Source organism: Pararhodobacter zhoushanensis (genome assembly GCF_025949695.1).
In the GTDB taxonomy this organism is placed as follows: Bacteria; Pseudomonadota; Alphaproteobacteria; order Rhodobacterales; family Rhodobacteraceae; genus Pararhodobacter; species Pararhodobacter zhoushanensis_A.
On sequence record NZ_JAPDFL010000001.1, the window covers coordinates 3,390,463 to 3,408,339 of the forward strand.

The following is a 17,877-nucleotide window of genomic DNA, read 5'->3' on the forward strand; positions in this document are numbered from 1 at the left end:
AAGAGGGGCCGGGCCTATCCGCTTCCCGCCCGGCCCGCAAGCCAAGAGCCGCGCCTTTCTCAGAACCCGAAAAGAGAGGGCAGAAACAAGGTCACAATCGGGGCATAGGTCACGATCATCAGGCAGATCACCAGCGCGATCAGGAACGGCCACAGGTAACGAACCGTCTCGCCGATACCAGTTTCGGACAACCCGCCCAGCACGAACAGCAGCAATCCAAAGGGTGGTGTGACCAACCCGATCATGATGTTGATGGTGATCATCACCCCGAAATGCACCGGGTCGATACCCAACGCGACGACGGTGGGGAACAGCATCGGCACGACGACCAGAATCAGCGTGCCGGTGTCGAAAAAGCAGCCCAGCAGCAGGAAGATCACGTTGATCAGCGCCAGAAACGCCCAGCGCGACAGGCCGGCGTTATTGACCAGCGCGGCGAGGCTCTGGTCCAGACGCTCGGCTGTCACCGCGTAATTGATCAAGAAGGCCCCGGCGATCAGCAGCATGACGACCACCGAATCCTGCATCGAGCGGCGCAGCACATCCCAGATGCCGCGCAAATTGAGGGCGCGGTAAACGGTTACGCCCAGAAACACCGCCCAAAGCGCAGCAACCGCCGCCGCCTCGGTCGGGGTGAACACGCCCGACCAGATCCCGCCCAGCAGCACGGCAGGCAAGGTCATCGGCAGGATCGCCCCGGCCAGGGCCTTCATCGTCGCGGCGCGCGATTGGCCCGGCGACGCGGGCAGGTTCATCCGGGGCGCGATGATCGCGATGGTCGCCATCAGCGCCAGCCCCATCAGGATCCCCGGCACCACCCCGCCCAGAAACAGCGCCCCGACCGAGGTGTTGGTGTTGAGCGCATAAAGCACCATCGGGATCGACGGCGGGATGATCGGCGCGATGACGGCCGAGGCCGCGGTGATCGCCACCGCCAGCGCGCCGGGATAGCCGCCAACCTGCCGCATCATGCGGATCGACATCATCCCCGGCCCGGCGGCATCGGCCACCGCACTGCCCGACATCGAGGCAAAGATCATGCTGACGGTGACGTTCACATGCCCCAGTCCGCCGCGCGTGCGCCCGACGACCGCGTCGGCGGCCCGCCACAGGCGTTCTGAAATCGTCCCTGCGTTCATCACATTGGCGGCCAGAATGAACATCGGCACGGCCAGCAGCACATACGAGTTGAACAGCGAATTCATGATCTGATCAGACACCAGCCCCAGATCGCGGTCCCCGGCGAACAGATAGGCGAACCCGGCGCAGATCATCGCCACGGCGATCGGCACGCGCAGCAGAGACAGCACGACCAGCACGGCCAGCAGGATCAGGAAAGGCGTGGTCATGTCGGGCGTTCCGTTGACTGAGAAGGATCGGGGGATTGGGAAGGATCGGGCTGCACGAAGGGCAGCAGGGCCTCAAGGATCAGGCGCAGGCCCATAACCCCCTGAAACAGTCCAAAAATCAGATAGACACGGCTGAGCGGCCAACGCATCGCCGGGGTGCGTTCGCGCCACAGAAAGCCGATATAGTCCAGCGTCACCGGCAGCGCCGCCAGCAGGATCAGCCCGGCGGTGATCCCGCCCAGCGCCACCAGCCACCGGCCAAGGCGTGGCGACAGGTTGTCGACGACCAGCCCGACCGCGATGTGTTCGCGTACCGGCACCACCAGCGCCGAGGCGCCGAACACCACCCACAGGAACAGGATCACGATCAGCTCGTCCGACCAGCGCGAGGGCGTGCCCACGCCATAGCGCATGATGATCGTATAGGCGAAAAGCAGCGCCATCACGCCGAAGGCCAGTGAGGCCACCGTCTCGAAGAGACGATGGCCGAGGGTGATCGCACGGCGCAACCAGAGAGGGGCGACCCCGCGGCGCATGGGCTCAGTGACCCATGATCTGATGCATCAGGTCCTGATTCCAGTCCTGTGCCAGATCCGAGGCAGCATAGACCTCATCGGCGCGGGCATAGAACGGGGCAAGGTCGATCTGATCCACCCGCAGGCCGTTTTCGGACACCAGACGCTCGGCCACGGACATTTCATCCGCCAGACGGTTTTCATTGTTCCAGCTGGCCCCGGCTTGTGCTGCATCGCGCAGCACCTGCTGCTGTTCTTCCGTCAGCGCGGTGAAGAACGGGCGCGAGATCGCGTAGAAGACCGGTTGCACCATATGCGAGGTCAACACGACCTGCTCGGTCACCTCATAAAAGCGCGCGGCGTTCATGATGGTCAGCGGGTTTTCCTGCCCGTCGATACCGCCGGTCTGCAGTGCGACATAAACCTCGGGCATCGCCATCGGCGTCGGTTCAACACCGAGGCTTTCGCCCAGCAACAGCCATTCGGGCGTTGCGGGCATCCGCAGTTTCACCCCGGCCAGATCGTCCGGCCCGGTCACGTCGCGCGCCGTGTGAAGGTTGACCTGACGCGTGCCCAGATAGGCCACGGCGAGGATCTCGATGTCCATCTGCTCGGCCACATCGGCGATCATCTGCGCACCGATCGGGCCGCTCATCACCTCCATCATGTGATCATAGTCGCGAAACAGGAAGGCGCGCGACAGAAAGCCCCAGGCCGGGATCTGCGCCGAAATCTCGGGCGCGGCCATGGTGCTCATTTCAAGGTTACCGCGCTGGATGGCGGGAACCTCGGTGCCCTGCCGGAACAGCGCGCTGCCGGGATAGGTTTCCACGGTCAGGCCGACATTGGCATCGGCCACCTGCTGCGCGAAAAGCTCCATGCCGCGGTGCAGGAAGTCAGGGGCCGGACCGGCGGTCGAGAAGCGTACCGTCTGGGCACCGGCGGGCAGCGCGAAGGTCAGCGCCAGCGCCGAGGCTGCAAGAAGGGATTTGATCGTCATAAGGAATACTCCTGTTGGATGAGGGGGATGGCCGCTTCAGGCGGCGCTTGTTTTGGGCGGTTGGATGGTGTTGATCAGCGTGCCGATGCCCTCGATGCTGGCCTCGACCCGGTCGCCGATGGACAAGAAGGTCTGCTTGGCGGCACCGACCCCGGCCGGTGTGCCGGTCAGCAGCACATCGCCCGGATCCAGCGTCATGATCTTTGACGCCGTGGCGATCTGCTCGGCAATGGTGAAGATCATGTCGGCGGTGGTGTCGTCCTGCTTGGCCACATCGTTGACCGACAGGCGCAGGCGGGTGTCTTGCGCATTGGGCAGCGCATCGGTGGGCACAAAGCGCGGCCCCAGCGGGCAGCAGCTTTCCTGCGCTTTGCCCGCCACCCAGTCGAGCTTGTAGAACTGCTCGGGGGCCTTGTTCAGATCGCGGGCGCAGAAATCGACGCCGACGGTATAGCCCGCGATATGCGCCATCGCGTCTTCCGGTGTCACGTTCCGCGCGGTCTTGCCGATCACGATGGCCAGCTCGACCTCCCAGTCGAAGGCTTTGGTGTCGAGGGGCATGTGCACCACCGGCCCCTCGCCCACCACCGCGTTGCGCGACGGTTTGAAGAAGAAGAACAGGCGCTGGCTGTCCTTGGAAGCGACCGGAAAGCCCATCTCGGCCATGTGGCGGTAATAGTTCGCCCCGGCGCAGAGCACCTTGCCCGGAAAGAGCAGCGGCGACAGGCGGGGTGCATCGGCGGGCATCAAATCGGCCGCGTCGAGCGTGGCCACGGCCGCTTCGATCACACCGCGCGCAGCGTCCCAGTCGTCGAACAGGTCGATCACCCGAGCCACACCCGGACGCCCGGCGCGGGCAAGGCTGGGCTCCAGCCGGTAGAGGCCGTCGTTGGTTTCAAGGCAGGCAACGGGGCCGGTATCGCCCGCGACAGTCGCCAGGGCCCAGGAATGTATCGGCGAAGAGGTCATGGTTGTATCCGTGCTCTGGTTAGAAAGGGATTCGCCGGGATTGACGGCTTGCTTTGCATGAAATAGGTTAGATTTTATAAAATATGTAAGTCAACATAAAATATGCTCACCACAGAACCCGACCTCACCTCAGCCTATGACCGCCTACGCCATGAGATCCTGCAGGGTGATCTGCAGCCTGGAGAGCGTTTGCGAGTCGCCGATCTGCACGCGCGCTATGCGTTCGGGCTGACCCCGTTGCGCGAAGCCCTGATGCGGCTGACCAGCGAAGGGCTTGTGATCACCGAAGCCAATCGCGGCGCCCGCGTGCGCGAGGCAACGCTGGATGAATTCCGCGACCTGATGCACACCCGCCGCGAGATCGAGGCGCTGTGCCTGCGCGCGTCGATCGCCAAGGGCACCTCGGAATGGGAGGCGCAGGTGCTGTCGGCCATGCACCTGCTGGCCCGCGCCGATCTGCCCAGTTCGCCCGAAGACCGCGCCACCGCCTCGGCGTGGGAGCGCAAGCACCGCCGGTTCCATCATGCGCTGGTCTCGGCCTGTGACTCGGTGTGGCTGCTGCGGATCTGGGATGATCTGGCCGATCATTCCGAACGGTATCGCAAGCTTCGCCTGCTGAATTACCGCAATCTGGCCGCCGATGTGCGCGACGTGAACGCCGAACACAGCGACATCATGGAGGCCGCGCTCAACCGCGACCCCGAACGCGCCATTGCCCTGATGCACAACCATCTGGCGCGCACCGAAGCCGCCGTGGCCCGCCTGTTGACCGACGATCCAACCTTGGGGAAACCATCATGATCATCCGTTCCGCCCTGCTGGTGGGCACCATTGCGCCCGAAATACAGACCGCTTTTGACGCCTGCATGCGCGGGGCCGTGATCGATGCGATCCGCCAGTATCCCGGCCTTGTGGACGTGACGCTGCGCAAGACCGCCACGGCGGACGAAGGCTCGCCCGCGATCTACATGCAGTTCGACCTGCGCTTCGACAGCATGGCGGCGATGGACGCCGCACTGGCCAGCCCTGCCCGCGCCGCCGTGCGGTCGCAGATCATCGCCGGGATGGCCGATTTCCAAGGCAAGACCATCCATGTGGTGTCCGAAATCCTCGACTGACCCCGACAACGGAGCAATCCCCATGACAAAACGCACCGCTTTCGTGACGGGCGCGGGCCAGGGCATCGGCCTTGCCAGCGCGCGCGCTCTGGCCGTTGACGGCTGCCGCGTCGTCCTGATGGACCGCAATGCGGCGCAACTTGAGGCCGCGGTCGCGCAGTTGCGCGCGCAGGGACTGGATGTCACCGGCCATGCTGGCGACGTCTGCGACCGTGCCAGCGTCCGCGCGGCGATGGAGGCCGAGGGGCGTGTGGATGTCGTGGTGACGGCGGCGGGCGTGTACTGGGATCGCGCGCTGGCAGATCTGACCGAAGATGATTTCCGCACCATGATGGAGGTCAACCTGATCGGCACTTTCATCATCGCGCAAGAGGGCATCGCCCGAATGTCCGGGTCGGGACGGGTGGTGACGGTGTCCTCTCGCGGCGCGCTGGGGGGCACGCGTTTTGCGCATTACGTCGCCTCGAAAGCCGCCGTGGTCGGGCTGACCCGCGCCCTGGCGATGGAAACACGCGGCACCGGGATCACCGTGAACTCGGTCGCGCCCGGCTTCACCGACACGCCGATGACCCGCTCTGCCCCCGACGAGATGTTCACCGCCTGGAGCAAACTGGAACCCGCCGGCCGTGCTGCCGATCCGTCCGAGATCGCCGATTCCATCGTCTGGCTGGCCAGCGATGCCGCCCGGTTCGTCACTGGCCAGACGCTGTTCGTCGATGGCGGCAAGTCATTGGGCGGGCTGGGCATTTGAGCGCGGCGACCGGCCCTGTCCTGATCACCGGCGCCGGGTTGATCGGCAGCCAGACGGCGCGGCTGTTATCGGCGCGCGGGCAGCCCTGCACCCTGTTCGACACCCGCCCCCCGGCCGCGGAGATCGGCGCCCTGCCCGGCGTGCGGTTCGTCACCGGCGACCTGACGGACAGGGCGGCGCTGGAGGCCCTGTTTGCCGCGACCCGCTTCACCGGTGTCGTGCACACCGCGGCCATGCTGTCGAACGGGTTGCGCGCCGATCCGGTCCGCGGGCTTGAGGTCAACATTCTGGGCACCACGCACCTGCTGCAACTGGCCGCAGCGCAAGGCGTCCGGCGCTTTGTGCAGGCCAGTTCCGCGACCGTGGTTTATGCCGGGTTCGACCGCGCCCCAGCCGGGCCGATGACCGAGGACTGCGCGCTGTCGCTGATCTCGCAGCGCCCGCGCAGCCTCTATGCGCTCAGCAAACTGACCTGCGAGCATCTGGCGCTGCACTGGCGCGAGGCGTTCGGTCTTTCCACCGTCTCCTTGCGGTTCGCGGCGGTGCTGGGCGGTGAGGCGGCGGTGCCCAGCAGCGTTCCCGGCCAGTTGATGAACCGGCTGATTGCGGCAGCGCGGCAAGGCGGCACGCATGCGCTTGACGATCCGCTTTTCCTCTGGGACGGCGAAGAGGAATTCGTTGACCTGCGCGATTGCGCGCGGGCGATGGTCAGCGCGCTGGACGCGCCCGCCCTCGCGCAGGGCGTCTACGCCATTGCCGGGCCGTCAGGCCACACGCTTGCCGATGTGGCTGCCTGTGTCGCCGCGCAGTGCGGGGCGTTCACGCTGGACGTGCCGCCACACGCCCCGGTCGGCTTCGCCGGTTTCCCGCATCCGCGCCCGGCCCGCAGCGACCAGAGCGCCGCACGACGCGAGCTTGGCTTCACGGCGCGGCACAGACTTGAAGACACCTTGCGCCATTGGTGGCCCCAGACGGAAAGACACGCGCTATGACGACAAACAGCATCACCCGTTCGGTCCATGTTCCGCTCTCACCCGAGGCGGCGTTTGACCTGTTCACCACCGGCTTCGCCCACTGGTGGCCGCGCGAGCATTGCTTTTGCGGCGAGGCGGCGCTGGACCGGGTGTTCGTTGACCTGAATGCCGGGACTTGGGGCGAGGTCACACAGGCTGGCGAGACCCTGTTGTGGGGCGAAATCTTGCACGCAGAGCGTCCCTCACACCTGTCCCTCAGCTGGCAGATGGACGCCCGCATCAGCCCTTGGGTGCCCGAACCGGACCCAGCCCGCGCCAGCCTGATCGACCTGCGCATCGTACCGGAAGGCGACGGCTCGACCCTGTCCCTGACCCATCACAGCTTTGACCGCCACGGTGACGGGGCCGAAATCATGGCCTCGGTGATGGTCGGCATGGACCGATGGGCGGATTGGCTGGCGGATTTCGCCGCCGCCGCCAAGCGCTGACCCCGCTCAGGCCAGCAGCAGCGCCGTGACCCACAGGCCCAGTGCAAAGACTGTGTGATCCACCAGATTGAGCGCGCGCACGGTCCACGGGTTCGGCGTCTTCGCCGCCCCCCAGCCCAAGCCCATGCCGGGCTGCAACAGGAACCACGCGGCCGAGACGGTCAACAAACCCATGATCCACGCCGGGACAAAGCGGGGTTGCGCCAACCAGCCCTGCCCGACGATCAGCACGAAAACAACGCCATAGACCAGCCCCGTCGCGTAATGCGACAACCAGCCCAGCGCCACTTCCTGTGGCGCGGGCGCGGCGGTGGCGATGTCGTCATGAAACACCGTCCCGTCGCGCAGATGCCAGAACCAGCGGCCCACAACGCCCCAGGTCATCATCCCGCGCCCCAGCAGCCGGTTTTGCAGGATCGCCCAGAGATCCATGGCAACGGTCGCGCCTATGCCGATCAGCGCCCCTTTTGTAAGAAGTTCCAGCATCTGCCCTCGCCTTCACGCGACCGCGCCGCGCGTAACGGTGCCGCCTGAACGGCACCAAGTCCACCTTCATGCGGCCAATCTGTCCAAAGCCGTGCCTGACGCCGACGCGCGCTTTCACCCGTGAAGGCGAAGGGGCGACAGGGCGGGTTGTGAAACCCTTATGACGAGGCTGCGTTGAGCGTCTTAAGTTCCTCAGGCGTCAGCGCCAGGGTTGCAGCCGCCACCAGATCCTCGACCTGCGCGACCGACGTGGCCGAGGCGATGGGGCCGGTCAGCCCGGGCTGCGCCGCAACCCAGGCCAGCGCCACCTGCGCCGGGTTCGCACCCTGTTGCGCGGCGACCGCGTCCAGCGCATCCAGAATGCGGAAGCCGCGCGGGGTCATGTAGCTTTCCAACCGCCCTTTGCGCGTCTTGCCTTCCGCCGCTGCCAGCGTGCGATAGAGGCCCGACAGGAACCCCGACGCCAAGCCATAGAACGGGATCACCCCCAGCCCCTGCGCCCGGCACAGGGTCAACAAGCGCCCTTCCAGTTTCGAGCGGTCATAGAGGTTGTATTCGGGCTGGATCGAACTGTAGCGCGGCAGGCCTTCGCGGTCGGCCACCTTCAGCGCGGCCTCCAGCTGGTCGGACGAGAAATTCGACGCCCCGATCGAGCGGATCTTGCCCGCCTTGATCAGCCGGTCATACGCCGCCAGCGTCTCTTCATGGGGCGTGCTGTCATCGGGCCGGTGCGAAAAATAGTGGTCGATGGTCTCGACGCCCAGACGGCGCAGGCTGCCCTCGACCGCCTGTTCGATCCAGCGCGCTGACAGACCCACGGCGGGTTCGCCCGCCGGATCGGTCCCCATATCCATGCCGACCTTGGTGATCAGCACGATCTTTTCACGCGCACCGGGCCGCGCCTTGAGCCAGCGGCCGATCATCGTCTCGCTCTCGCCGCCCGCATGGCCGGGCACCCAGCGCGAATAGACATCCGCCGTGTCGATGGCGTTCAGCCCGGCGTCGGTCGCGGCGTCGAGCACGGCGAAACTGGCGCTTTCATCCGCCGACCAGCCGAACACGTTGCCGCCCAGAACCACCGGCGCGACGGATAGGCCCGAGGCCCCAAGAGGACGATACTGCATGACAACTCCTGCTGACGGACCGGCGAAGGGCCAGTCTGGTGTCGGCAAGAAAGCGGATTTGACCGCTGGGGGCAATCCCGGTACGGCGCTTTGGCGGGCCGCTCGGCAGACGGGTGCCGACAGAGCGGCGGATCACCGAGACGAAGCGGACCACGCAGCGCGGTGAACAGCCGCGCTCAGCGCGCCGTGCGCACCCAGCCCAACAGCGCGTCGAACCCCAGACCTGTGCGCTCTTCTGCCAGCAGCACGACTTCCGCCGCCGCCCGCGCATCCTCGCCCGCGTCATGGTGGCGAAAGCTGAGGCCCAGACGCTGCTTGAGATGCGCCAGCCCGTGCCCGCCATTCCCCTTGAACTCGGGCCAGCCCATCCGCGCGATGCGCACACTGTCGCCCCATTGCCACGGCGGCACCACGCGACCAATCGCGGCGCAGGCACCATGGATCGCGCGGCGGTCGAAACTGCTGTGCTGGATGACCGGCTGGCCCGCTAGCAAGGGCTCAAGCAGTGCCACCGTCTCGGCAAATCCCGGCGCATGCCGCACATGCGCAGGCCCGATACCGTGCAGCTGAGTATTGAACGGCGAAAAGGCGACCTGAGGGTTCACATAGGTCGTCCAGGTGCGAATGGAGTTATCCAACCCGACGCAGGCAATACCGATCTGACAAATGCTGGCCGGGTCGCTGCACGCCGTCTCGACATCCAGCGCGACAAAGCGCAGCCCGGCGTCGAAGCGTGGCAGGTCCGCCTGTGTGTGAGGGTTCATCGGCTTCTCCCGTGCGCCGTGCACATGCCACAAGGCTGCGCCGCAACGCAAGACACGCCACAACCGCGAACCGGATCAGAGCGCGCGCCGCGCTCCTTGGGCCTCACATCGAACTCAGCCTGCCCCCCGACAGCAGCACATAACCCTGCTGTCAGTACACCGGCGCCTGCGCCTGTCCGACGCCGTGGATCGGCCCCGTCGGCAGGTTGGTCGGGGAGCCGCCCAGCGGCTCGTAGGTGATCTCGTAAAGCTGGTTGGCATGCGGCGGCGGGAAGCCGGGCAGCGACAGCGTGCGCGAGTTGCCTTCGGCAAGAAGACCCAGCGAGACCGGCGGGCCGTCATCGTCAGGCTTGGTCCAGACCTGCATCACCCGGTCGTCGGGCACCTGCGCGCGTTCCAGCAATGTAACCCGCGTGGTGTTGTCGACACTGCCCTCAACCAGCGCCACGGGTGCGCCAGCCGCGTCGAGCAGCACGGCGATGACCGAGGGCTGAGGCGTGGCCATCAGCACCCAGCCCAGCATCACGGCCAGCAGCAGCGCGGCGGCCACGCCGCTCAGGGCTGTCGCCCGCCAGCGCGTGGCCTGAAGGCGGACGGCGGACAGATCGACCACATTGTCGCGCACGCGAACAGCAGCCTCGACCGGTGCATCCAGCGCCGTGTCGATACGGGTCCACAGCGTTGCCGGGATCTCCAGCGTGTCGGCGGTGTCATCGAGCGCACCATAGCGCAGCCGGGCGCGCTCGACCTGCGCCGCCACGGCGGGATCGCGCGCGCACAGCGCCTCAAGTGCCGCCGTCTCGGCCTCATCGGCCAGTCCCACAACCAGTTCGTCGATGCGTTCGTCGAGAGGGCGCTCGCTCATGACAGGCACTCCCGCAGTTTCAGCAACCCGCGCCGGACCCAGGCCTTGACCGAGCCCAGCGGTGCCCCCATCCGTCCGGCGATTTCGCCGTGGCTGTAGCCCAGCACATACGAGGACAGGATGGCCATTCTTTTATCGGGCTCAAGTGTTTCAAGGCATTGGCGCAGATCGTTGGTCAGATCCAGCCGGTGATAGGCGGTTTCCAGCGTCGCGCTGTCCGAGGCGGTCTCAAGCGCGGCCGGGTCCAGCAGCTCTTCGCGGCCCGCATTGCGCAGCAAGGTCAGGCAGCGGTTGCGCAAAATCGTGTAAATCCAGGCCTTTGCCGAACCGCGCTCGGGATCGTACTGGCCCGCGCGCCGCCAGATCAGCACAAAGCTTTCCTGCGTCGCATCCTCGGCCAGATCCTGTCTGCGCAGCATACGGCGGGCAACGCCCAGCATCCGCCCCCCTTCGGCATCGAGCAGGGTTTTCAGCGCGGATCGGTCGCCCGAGGCACAGGCCTGAAGCAAGCTGGCATGGTCTGTCACAGTGTCGAACGTCCCCTTGCGGCAGGGCACATCGGCGTCTGCAGGGGCAAGGTAAGTGATTGGCCCGGAGGCTGTCAAATGCTGGCTGGTCTCGCAGGTGCGGGCCACCGTCATCCTCACGCCTCCGGGCCGGGAACCGCTTACATCGCGGTCATGAAGGTGATGTCGCGCACGGTCACGCCGTCAGCGCCGGTCAGCGCCCAGTTGTCCCCCACAGCGCCGGTTTCCAGCGACACGGTATACAGCGTCGAACCCGCGACCAGCCAGCCGGTGTTGGTGCCTTCGGCGTCGGTGGCGATGTCAAACGCGTAGGCGTCGGTCGCGTCGATGCCCAGAAGACCAACCGCCGCCAGCGTGCCGTCGTTGGGCGAAACCTGACGGATCAGCGCGACGATGGTGGCGTCGATGTCATACATTGCCGTCGATTCCGGGCGGCCATACGAGTTGATATAGGCAGCCGCCACAATCGCCGGGGCTTCGCCGGCATGCATGTCGGCCTCGACATAGGCGAGGCTGCCGTCAACCGTCACAGCACCGGTATCGACGTCGACGCGGTGGTTGGTGACGCCCGACATGAAGCGCAGCTTGTCGGCCATCGGGTTGAAGTCGACGATGACAGCGGCACCGTCTTCGATCGGCAGCGGGGTGTTCATGGTGGAAATCACCGTGGCCGCGCCGGTGGCCGGGTCGATCTCGACGACCTCGAAATCAGCGGTCACGCCGATCAGCTGGCCGGTGGCCGGGCGCAGGTCGATGCCCAGCAGGCGGTCGACGCCCTCGACCGGCATCGAGGCGGTCACGGTGGCGGTGCTGACATCAATCATGTGCAGCATGTTGTCGCCCGACAGCGCAACGGCGGTCATGCCCGATTGGGCCGAGGCAATCGAGGCAGTCGTGGCGAGGGCGGTTGCGGCCAGCGCAGTGGTCAGCTTGGTCATCGGGTGGCTCCTTGGGTTGCCTGCACCATGGACGATCCACGGTGCTGTACTTCCAAGACTCGCGCCGGGGCCTGTTTGGATGCAGCGCGCGTAAACTTTTTTCGGGAAGACAGAAAAGCCTCTGCCCGGTGGCCCGAGCGAGAGTGTCGCAGGGCCCGAACTGCCCTTGACCCTCAGCCATGACGGGTGCTACCCAAAAGGTGTTCCGGTTCCCGTGCAGCTGTGTGCGGGACGCAAGAAGGGAACCCGGTAAGCCGCCGACAAGGGGGCGATTCCGGGGCTGCCCCCGCAACTGTGAGCGGTGAGTGCGGTCGGATATGCCACTGGAGCGCGTCGCTCCGGGAAGGCCCGACCAAGCGTTGACCCGTGAGTCAGGAGACCTGCCGGTACACACCCTGTTCCGGGCGCGGAGGGCGCCAGGGCAACGGCTATGCCGTCGCGGTGACATTCACCCGCGGCGGTCTTGTAAACCCCGCACATTGTTGACCTGACGGCGCCCTTCGCTGGCGCCTGCGCATCCGTTCGGGGGTATCATGCGCCGAATTCTGTCTTCCGTTTCCCTGTTGGCCCTTGGCCTGTCCACCCAGCCTGCCATGGCGCAAGAGTATTACGATCTTGGCACGCTGATCCTCAGCGGCGGGCTGACCCCCATCGAGCAGGCCAATCTTGGCCGCGCCGTCACCGTCGTCACCGGCGACGAGATCGAAGAGCGCGGCCTGACCACCGTGCAAGAAGCCCTGCGCGCTCTGCCCGGGGTGGCGGTCAACGGCTCGGGCGACAGCTTCACGCAAGTGCGTATCCGCGGCGGCGAGGCCAATCACACGCTGATCCTGATCGACGGGATCGAGGCGGCGGGCGGTGACGGGGAATACATCCTCAGCGGTCTGGAAACCGCGATGATCGAGCGCATCGAGGTGCTGCGCGGCCCGCAATCGGTGGTCTATGGCTCGAATGCCTCGGCGGGGGTGATCAACATCGTCACCCGCCGCGCCACACCCGGCCTGACCCGTGACATCCAGATCGAGACCGGCGCGGCGCATCGGGCAAGCGGGTTCTTTGGCTGGCGCGGTACGCGGGGCGGCGTGTCGCTGGCGTTGTCGCATCTCGACGATCAGGGCTACGACAATTCCGGCGATGGCGGCGAACGGGACGGCATCCGCCGCTCGACGGCGATCCTGTCAGCCGATTACACGCTGAGCGACACGCTGGTGCTGGATGTCACCTTGCGCCGCTCGCGCGAGCATTATGACTTTGACTCGACCAACTGGGCGGCGACCGATGCCGACGGCTATGTCGTCGATGATCCCACCCAGTACAGCGACCGCGACGAGATGACGGCGGGTCTGGGATTGACCTATACCACGCTCGGCGGTCGGCTGACGCACCGGGTGTCGCTGGCCACGACGCAGAACAGTCAGGCCAACAATGGCGCGGCCCCCACGGATACGCGCAGCGATGCCGCGCATTACCGGCTGAGCTTCGGGCTGGATGGCGCGCCGGTCGAGACCTCGGCGCATCTGCTCAACGCGATGGTCGAATGGGAGCGCGATTCGAGCAGCTCGAACCCGCTCTATGACCGGACCAGCACCTCTTACGCGCTGGAATATCGCGGCGAGATCGGCGGCTGGTCGGTGCAGGCCGGGGCACGCCATGACGACAACAGCGTGTTCGCGGATGCCAGAACCTGGACGCTTGCGGCGGCCTATGATTTCGGCGGCGGCTGGCGGTTGCATGGCTCGGCGGGCACCGGGGTGGTGAACCCCAGCTATTTCGAGCTTTACGCCAATGCCTTTGGCTATGTCGGCAACCCCAACCTTGCGCCCGAACGCAACCGCTCGATCGATCTGGGGCTGGAGATGCCCTTGGGCGACACCGGCACACTGGATGTGACGGTGTTCCGCGAGGCTCTGACCGATGAGATCACCGCCGTCTCGACGGGACCGGGCAGCTTCAGCTACATCAACCAGACCGGCGACAGCCTGCGTCACGGGGCCGAGATCAGCGCGCGCACGCAGGTGTCGGACACGCTGTCGCTGCGCGCGGCCTACACCTATCTTCAGGCCGAAAACCCCGATGGCAGCGTCGAGATCCGCCGCCCGCAGCACGAGCTGGCCCTCGGGGCGAGCTGGGGCTTTGCGCAGGGGCGCGGCAGGCTGAGCGCCGACCTGCGCCATGTGCGCGGCAATTGGGACACGCAGTTCTGGGGCGCAAATGCCACGGTCGAGCTGCCCGCCTACACCACCGTCGATGTCGCCGCGCAGTATGATCTGAGCACGCGCATGACGCTGGTCGGACGGGTGTCGAACCTGTTCGACGCCGAGGTGATGGATGTCTGGGGTTACGCAGGACGGGGGCGCGCCGCTTATGTCGGTCTTCAGGCGCGTTTCTGAGGCGTTGGCTCTGGTGTTGGCCCTTGCCGTTCCGGCAGGGGCGCAGCCCCCGGAGGCGCCGCGCCGGGTGGTGTCGATGAACCTGTGCACCGACCAGCTGGCCCTGATGCTGGCGGCGCCGGGGCAGCTGGTTTCGGTCAGCTATCTGGCGCAGGACGGTGTCGTTGCCCCGCTGCAAGAGGCCGCGCGCGCCCTGCCCGCCAATCATGGGCTGGCCGAAGAGGTCTACCTGCTGCAGCCGGACCTCGTGCTGGCCGGGCGGTATTCGACGGTCGCAACCGTCGCGATGCTGCAGCGCCTCGGCGTGCCTGTGATCCGGTTCGAGCCTGAGAACAGCCTTGATGACGTCGAAGCCTCGCTGGCACAGATGGGGGCCGCGCTGGGGCGCGACGCCGAAGCCCAAGCGGTCATCGCCCGTTTCCGCCAGGACCGTGCGCTGCTCGCCACCCATGCCGCGCAGGTCCGCGCCGGGGCCGAGGGACCGCGCGCGGTGCTCTATTCCGCGCGGGGCTGGACCGGCGGGTCAGAAACCCTGTCCGGTGACATCCTGCGCGCCGCCGGGCTGCGCAATCTCGCTGACGAGCTGGGCCTCGCGTGGGGGGGCATGGTTGCCCTCGAATCCCTGCTGATCGCCGATCCGGACCGGCTGATCCTTGGCCAGCCGGGCCACAGCCCCGAAGGCTGGTCCGAGGCGCGCGCGCTGCTTCACCATCCGGCCCTGCGCCACAGCCGCGCCTACGCTACGGGCGTCACCGCGAATGACCGGGACTGGGTCTGCGGTACGCCGTATGTTCTGGGCGCGATTGCCCGGCTGATCGACGGGACGGCACCATGAACAGACTGCTGACCCCTGCCCTTGTGATCCTCGTCATCCTGCTGATGCTTGCCTCGATTCTGATCGGTCCCGCTGCGGTGCCGGTCGGTGACAGCCTTGCGGCGCTGATCCGGGGCGACGGCGGGCCGCTGACACTGGTGATGCGCGAGCTGCGATTGCCGCGCGCGGTGCTGGCCGCGACCATCGGTGCCGGGCTTGGCCTGTCGGGCGCGGTGATGCAGGGCTATCTGCGCAACCCGCTTGCCGAGCCGGGCCTGCTGGGCGTCTCGGGCGCGGCGGCGCTTGGTGCGGTTCTGGCGCTGCAAACCGGGCTGGCGGCGGCAATGGCGCTGGCCCTGCCGCTCTCGGGCCTTGCCGGGGCGTTCACCGCCGTTCTGGTGCTGGCACTGTTGGCCGGGCCGTCTGGCGGCGCGCTGACGTTGATCCTTGCAGGGATCGGGGTCTCGGCCCTGTCCGGGGCCGGGCTGGCGCTGGTGCTGAACCTGTCGCCCGATCCCTTCGCCGCGCAGGAGATCGTGTTCTGGTTGATGGGCTCACTGGCCGACCGATCCTGGAGCCATGTCGCCCTTGCCCTGCCCTTTATCGTCGTGGGCTGTGCGGTGCTGCTGACACAAGCTCAAGCCCTGTCAGCCCTGACGCTGGGCGAGGAGGCGGCGGCTTCCATGGGCGTGAACCTTGGCCGCCTGCGGGTGGTGGTGCTGCTGGGCACCGCCGCCGTGGTCGGCGCATCCACGGCGGTCGCCGGGTCCATCGGCTTCATCGGCCTGATGGTGCCGCATATCCTGCGCCGCGTCACACGGGGCAATCCCGCGCGTCTGCTGCCCGTATCAGCCCTTGGCGGGGCGGCACTGCTGCTGGCCGCCGACATCGCCGTGCGCCTGATCCTTCCCGGTCGCGACCTGAAACTGGGCGTGCTGCTGGCCATCCTCGGCGCGCCGTTTTTCCTGATGCTCATCCTGCGCACCCGTTTTGCGCAAAACGCCTGAGGTCCGTCATGAACCTGACTGCAACCCTTTCCCTGCTCGACCGCCAGCTCGCCGATCCTGCCACCGGCTGGTCGATGGGCTCTTTTGGTGCCATCGCCGAGTTCCGTCACGATCCGGGCGAACCTGCGCAGACCGGCCCGCTGATGCGGGTAACGGCACGCGGCGGCGTCCAGTTGTCTCTGCCGCCCGAGCTGCACCCGGTCGCCTGCGAGACGCTCTCGCCGCGCGCCGGTCTTTGGGGGCAGGCGCTGATGCTGTGCCTGCCGACCGAACTTTCGGCGATGAGCCGCCGCGCGGGTCTGACCGAACTTGGCCCCGACCGCGCCGCCCTGCGCCCGCAGGACCGTGACGCCGTGCTCTTTGACATGGGTCTGGCACAGCCGCAGGTGGATTTTTGTATCCGCACCGCTGATCCTGCCCTGCTCAAGACGCTGCGGGCCGCGGTCGGGCAATCGCTGATGACGCCGGGAAATCCGGCGATGGCCGCGATCCTTGCCGCGCATCCGCACCGCATTGCCCTGACGCGGCTGGGCCGGGTCGAGGTCTTCCAGAAGATCGGCGGCCCCGATACCGGCGGCGTCTCGCCCGCCGGGCCGCACACCCATGTGCTGCCGCAACTGCTGCGCGCCGGGCGCACGCATTCGGCCAATCAGGCGATCCCGGCAGGGCTGGTGCCCTGCGCCGGGCTGTATCCTGCCAGCCCCTTCACCACCGGCGAAGGGCGCGAAAAGCCCTATGATCCCGAGGCGGCCCGCGCCTGGGCGTGGCTCTATGAGCGGTTCGGCCCCGCCGATCTGGTTCTGCTCAAGGCGGAACTGACGCAGCATCTGCGCGCCGGGGTCAGCCCGGATGTGCTGATCCTTCCCGATGGGCGCGAACAGCGCCGCGCGTTGCGGGTGGGTCTGCGTCAGGCCGCGCGGGACGCGGAGCTGGACGAGGCGCTGGTGCGCGCCTGGGCGCTGGCCCATGACGGCGGCGTCGAAGCGATCGAGGACACCCCCGAAAGGCTGGGCCATTGACGCCGCCGCTTCTCGACATCGCGGGTCTCGGCGTCGCCCGGCGCGGGCGCACAACGCTGTCGGGTGTCAACCTGTCCGTCGGGCCCGGCGAATGCGTCGGACTGATCGGGCCGAATGGCGCGGGAAAGACCACGCTTCTGCAGGCAGCGCTGGGGTTGATCCGTCATCAAGGCCACTCGTCGCTGACCGCCATGCCCCCGTCGCAACGCGCGCTGCACGCGGCGTTCCTGCCGCAAACGCGCACCGTGGCCTGGCCGATGCCGGTGCGCGATCTCGTGGCGCTGGGTCTGCTGCCCCACCGGTCGCGCAAGGCTACCCTGCCCCGCGACACAGCCCACCTGGTCGACGATGTGCTGGCCGCGCTGGATCTGGGCGATTTCGCGGATCGAACCGCTACGGAGCTTTCGGGCGGCGAACTCGCCCGCGTCCTGCTGGCCCGGGTTCTGGTGCAGCGCACGCCGTTGATTCTGGCCGATGAATCGACCGCCGGACTGGACCTTGCCCAGCAGATCGCGCTGATGGGGCGGCTGCGACAGCTGGCCAGCGCCGGTCGCGGTATTCTCGTCTCGCTGCACGATCTTGGACTGGCCGCGCGCTTTTGCACCCGGCTTGTCTTGATGCAGCAGGGCCAGATCGTCGCCGACGACATCCCCCACCGCGTGCTGACGCCTGAGCGCATGGCCTCGGTCTTCGGGCTGGCGGCTACTTACGTCGACACGCCGGAAGGCCCGTTTCTGGTGCCCCTCGCGCTCTCGGATCGTGCGACATGACACGGCTTG

At 67.0% G+C, this 17,877-nt stretch carries 20 protein-coding genes and 1 riboswitch; of the genes, 10 read left to right on the forward strand and 10 right to left on the reverse strand.

The window, feature by feature from the left end:
* Nucleotides 1-59 precede the first annotated feature (59 nt).
* From OKW52_RS16835 to OKW52_RS16850, 4 genes are read right to left on the reverse strand one after another with little or no spacing between them, the layout of a single operon-like run.
* Nucleotides 60-1,349, reverse strand: coding sequence for a TRAP transporter large permease (locus OKW52_RS16835; protein ID WP_264506745.1), 1,290 nt, complete (start codon nt 1,347-1,349; stop codon nt 60-62).
* On the reverse strand, nt 1,346-1,885 hold the full coding sequence (locus tag OKW52_RS16840) for a TRAP transporter small permease (RefSeq protein WP_264506746.1): 540 nt from the start codon (nt 1,883-1,885) through the stop codon (nt 1,346-1,348). Before OKW52_RS16840 ends, OKW52_RS16835 begins: the two co-directional genes overlap by 4 nt.
* A 4-nt stretch (nt 1,886-1,889) precedes the next feature.
* Nucleotides 1,890-2,864: a TRAP transporter substrate-binding protein DctP gene (gene dctP / locus OKW52_RS16845; RefSeq protein ID WP_264506747.1), complete on the reverse strand. Its 975-nt coding sequence runs from the start codon at nt 2,862-2,864 to the stop codon at nt 1,890-1,892.
* Nucleotides 2,865-2,900: 36 nt separating this feature from the next.
* Nucleotides 2,901-3,833, reverse strand: coding sequence for a fumarylacetoacetate hydrolase family protein (locus tag OKW52_RS16850; protein WP_264506748.1), 933 nt, complete (start codon nt 3,831-3,833; stop codon nt 2,901-2,903).
* Nucleotides 3,834-3,935: 102 nt separating this feature from the next.
* Here OKW52_RS16850 and OKW52_RS16855 point away from each other — a divergent pair, with 102 nt between their 5' ends.
* From OKW52_RS16855 to OKW52_RS16875, 5 genes are read left to right on the forward strand one after another with little or no spacing between them, the layout of a single operon-like run.
* Nucleotides 3,936-4,634 carry a GntR family transcriptional regulator gene (locus OKW52_RS16855; protein ID WP_264506749.1) on the forward strand — a complete coding sequence of 233 codons (699 nt, stop codon included), beginning with the start codon at nt 3,936-3,938 and terminating at the stop codon, nt 4,632-4,634.
* Nucleotides 4,631-4,951, forward strand: coding sequence for an EthD family reductase (locus tag OKW52_RS16860; protein WP_264506750.1), 321 nt, complete (start codon nt 4,631-4,633; stop codon nt 4,949-4,951). Before OKW52_RS16855 ends, OKW52_RS16860 begins: the two co-directional genes overlap by 4 nt.
* A 22-nt stretch (nt 4,952-4,973) precedes the next feature.
* The gene (locus OKW52_RS16865) at nt 4,974-5,702 is read left to right on the forward strand and encodes an SDR family NAD(P)-dependent oxidoreductase (RefSeq protein WP_264506751.1); all 729 of its coding nucleotides are present in this window, start codon (nt 4,974-4,976) and stop codon (nt 5,700-5,702) included.
* Nucleotides 5,699-6,694: an NAD-dependent epimerase/dehydratase family protein gene (locus tag OKW52_RS16870; protein ID WP_264506752.1), complete on the forward strand. Its 996-nt coding sequence runs from the start codon at nt 5,699-5,701 to the stop codon at nt 6,692-6,694. The genes OKW52_RS16865 and OKW52_RS16870 overlap by 4 nt, the downstream gene beginning before the upstream one ends.
* The gene (locus tag OKW52_RS16875; RefSeq protein ID WP_264506753.1) at nt 6,691-7,164 is read left to right on the forward strand and encodes an SRPBCC domain-containing protein; all 474 of its coding nucleotides are present in this window, start codon (nt 6,691-6,693) and stop codon (nt 7,162-7,164) included. Before OKW52_RS16870 ends, OKW52_RS16875 begins: the two co-directional genes overlap by 4 nt.
* Nucleotides 7,165-7,170: 6 nt before the next feature.
* Here the strand turns inward: OKW52_RS16875 and OKW52_RS16880 are convergent, their stop codons facing one another.
* The 6 genes from OKW52_RS16880 to OKW52_RS16905 form a co-directional block, all read right to left on the reverse strand.
* Entirely contained in the window at nt 7,171-7,650 is a 480-nt protein-coding gene (locus OKW52_RS16880) for a DUF2938 domain-containing protein (RefSeq protein WP_264506754.1), read from the reverse strand.
* Between the two features lie 158 nt (nt 7,651-7,808).
* The gene (locus OKW52_RS16885) at nt 7,809-8,774 is read right to left on the reverse strand and encodes an aldo/keto reductase (protein WP_264506755.1); all 966 of its coding nucleotides are present in this window, start codon (nt 8,772-8,774) and stop codon (nt 7,809-7,811) included.
* A 176-nt stretch (nt 8,775-8,950) separates the two neighbouring features.
* Nucleotides 8,951-9,538 carry a 3'-5' exonuclease gene (locus OKW52_RS16890; protein WP_264506756.1) on the reverse strand — a complete coding sequence of 196 codons (588 nt, stop codon included), beginning with the start codon at nt 9,536-9,538 and terminating at the stop codon, nt 8,951-8,953.
* 151 nt (nt 9,539-9,689) lie between these two features.
* Complete coding sequence (locus OKW52_RS16895) at nt 9,690-10,403, reverse strand: anti-sigma factor (RefSeq protein WP_264506757.1); 714 nt, start codon at nt 10,401-10,403, stop codon at nt 9,690-9,692.
* Nucleotides 10,400-10,843 carry a sigma-70 family RNA polymerase sigma factor gene (locus OKW52_RS16900; protein ID WP_406622307.1) on the reverse strand — a complete coding sequence of 148 codons (444 nt, stop codon included), beginning with the start codon at nt 10,841-10,843 and terminating at the stop codon, nt 10,400-10,402. Before OKW52_RS16900 ends, OKW52_RS16895 begins: the two co-directional genes overlap by 4 nt.
* 227 nt (nt 10,844-11,070) lie before the next feature.
* Nucleotides 11,071-11,868, reverse strand: coding sequence for a DUF4394 domain-containing protein (locus OKW52_RS16905; protein WP_264506759.1), 798 nt, complete (start codon nt 11,866-11,868; stop codon nt 11,071-11,073).
* A 189-nt stretch (nt 11,869-12,057) separates the two neighbouring features.
* Nucleotides 12,058-12,270, forward strand: a riboswitch (cobalamin riboswitch).
* 131 nt (nt 12,271-12,401) lie between these two features.
* On the opposite strand from OKW52_RS16905, the gene OKW52_RS16910 reads away from it, so the two are divergent.
* From OKW52_RS16910 to OKW52_RS16930, 5 genes are all read left to right on the forward strand, one after another.
* The gene (locus OKW52_RS16910; protein ID WP_264506760.1) at nt 12,402-14,258 is read left to right on the forward strand and encodes a TonB-dependent receptor plug domain-containing protein; all 1,857 of its coding nucleotides are present in this window, start codon (nt 12,402-12,404) and stop codon (nt 14,256-14,258) included.
* Between the two features lie 76 nt (nt 14,259-14,334).
* Nucleotides 14,335-15,093 (forward strand): ABC transporter substrate-binding protein, encoded by a 759-nt coding sequence (locus tag OKW52_RS16915; protein ID WP_264506761.1) that lies wholly within the window; start codon nt 14,335-14,337, stop codon nt 15,091-15,093.
* On the forward strand, nt 15,090-16,079 hold the full coding sequence (locus tag OKW52_RS16920; protein ID WP_264506762.1) for a FecCD family ABC transporter permease: 990 nt from the start codon (nt 15,090-15,092) through the stop codon (nt 16,077-16,079). Before OKW52_RS16915 ends, OKW52_RS16920 begins: the two co-directional genes overlap by 4 nt.
* A gap of 8 nt (nt 16,080-16,087) precedes the next feature.
* Nucleotides 16,088-17,098 carry a DUF6925 family protein gene (locus OKW52_RS16925; protein ID WP_264506763.1) on the forward strand — a complete coding sequence of 337 codons (1,011 nt, stop codon included), beginning with the start codon at nt 16,088-16,090 and terminating at the stop codon, nt 17,096-17,098.
* A complete protein-coding gene (locus tag OKW52_RS16930) occupies nt 17,095-17,868 on the forward strand; it encodes an ABC transporter ATP-binding protein (protein WP_264506764.1) in 774 nt (257 codons plus the stop codon). The genes OKW52_RS16925 and OKW52_RS16930 overlap by 4 nt, the downstream gene beginning before the upstream one ends.
* The last annotated feature ends 9 nt before the right edge of the window (nt 17,869-17,877 follow it).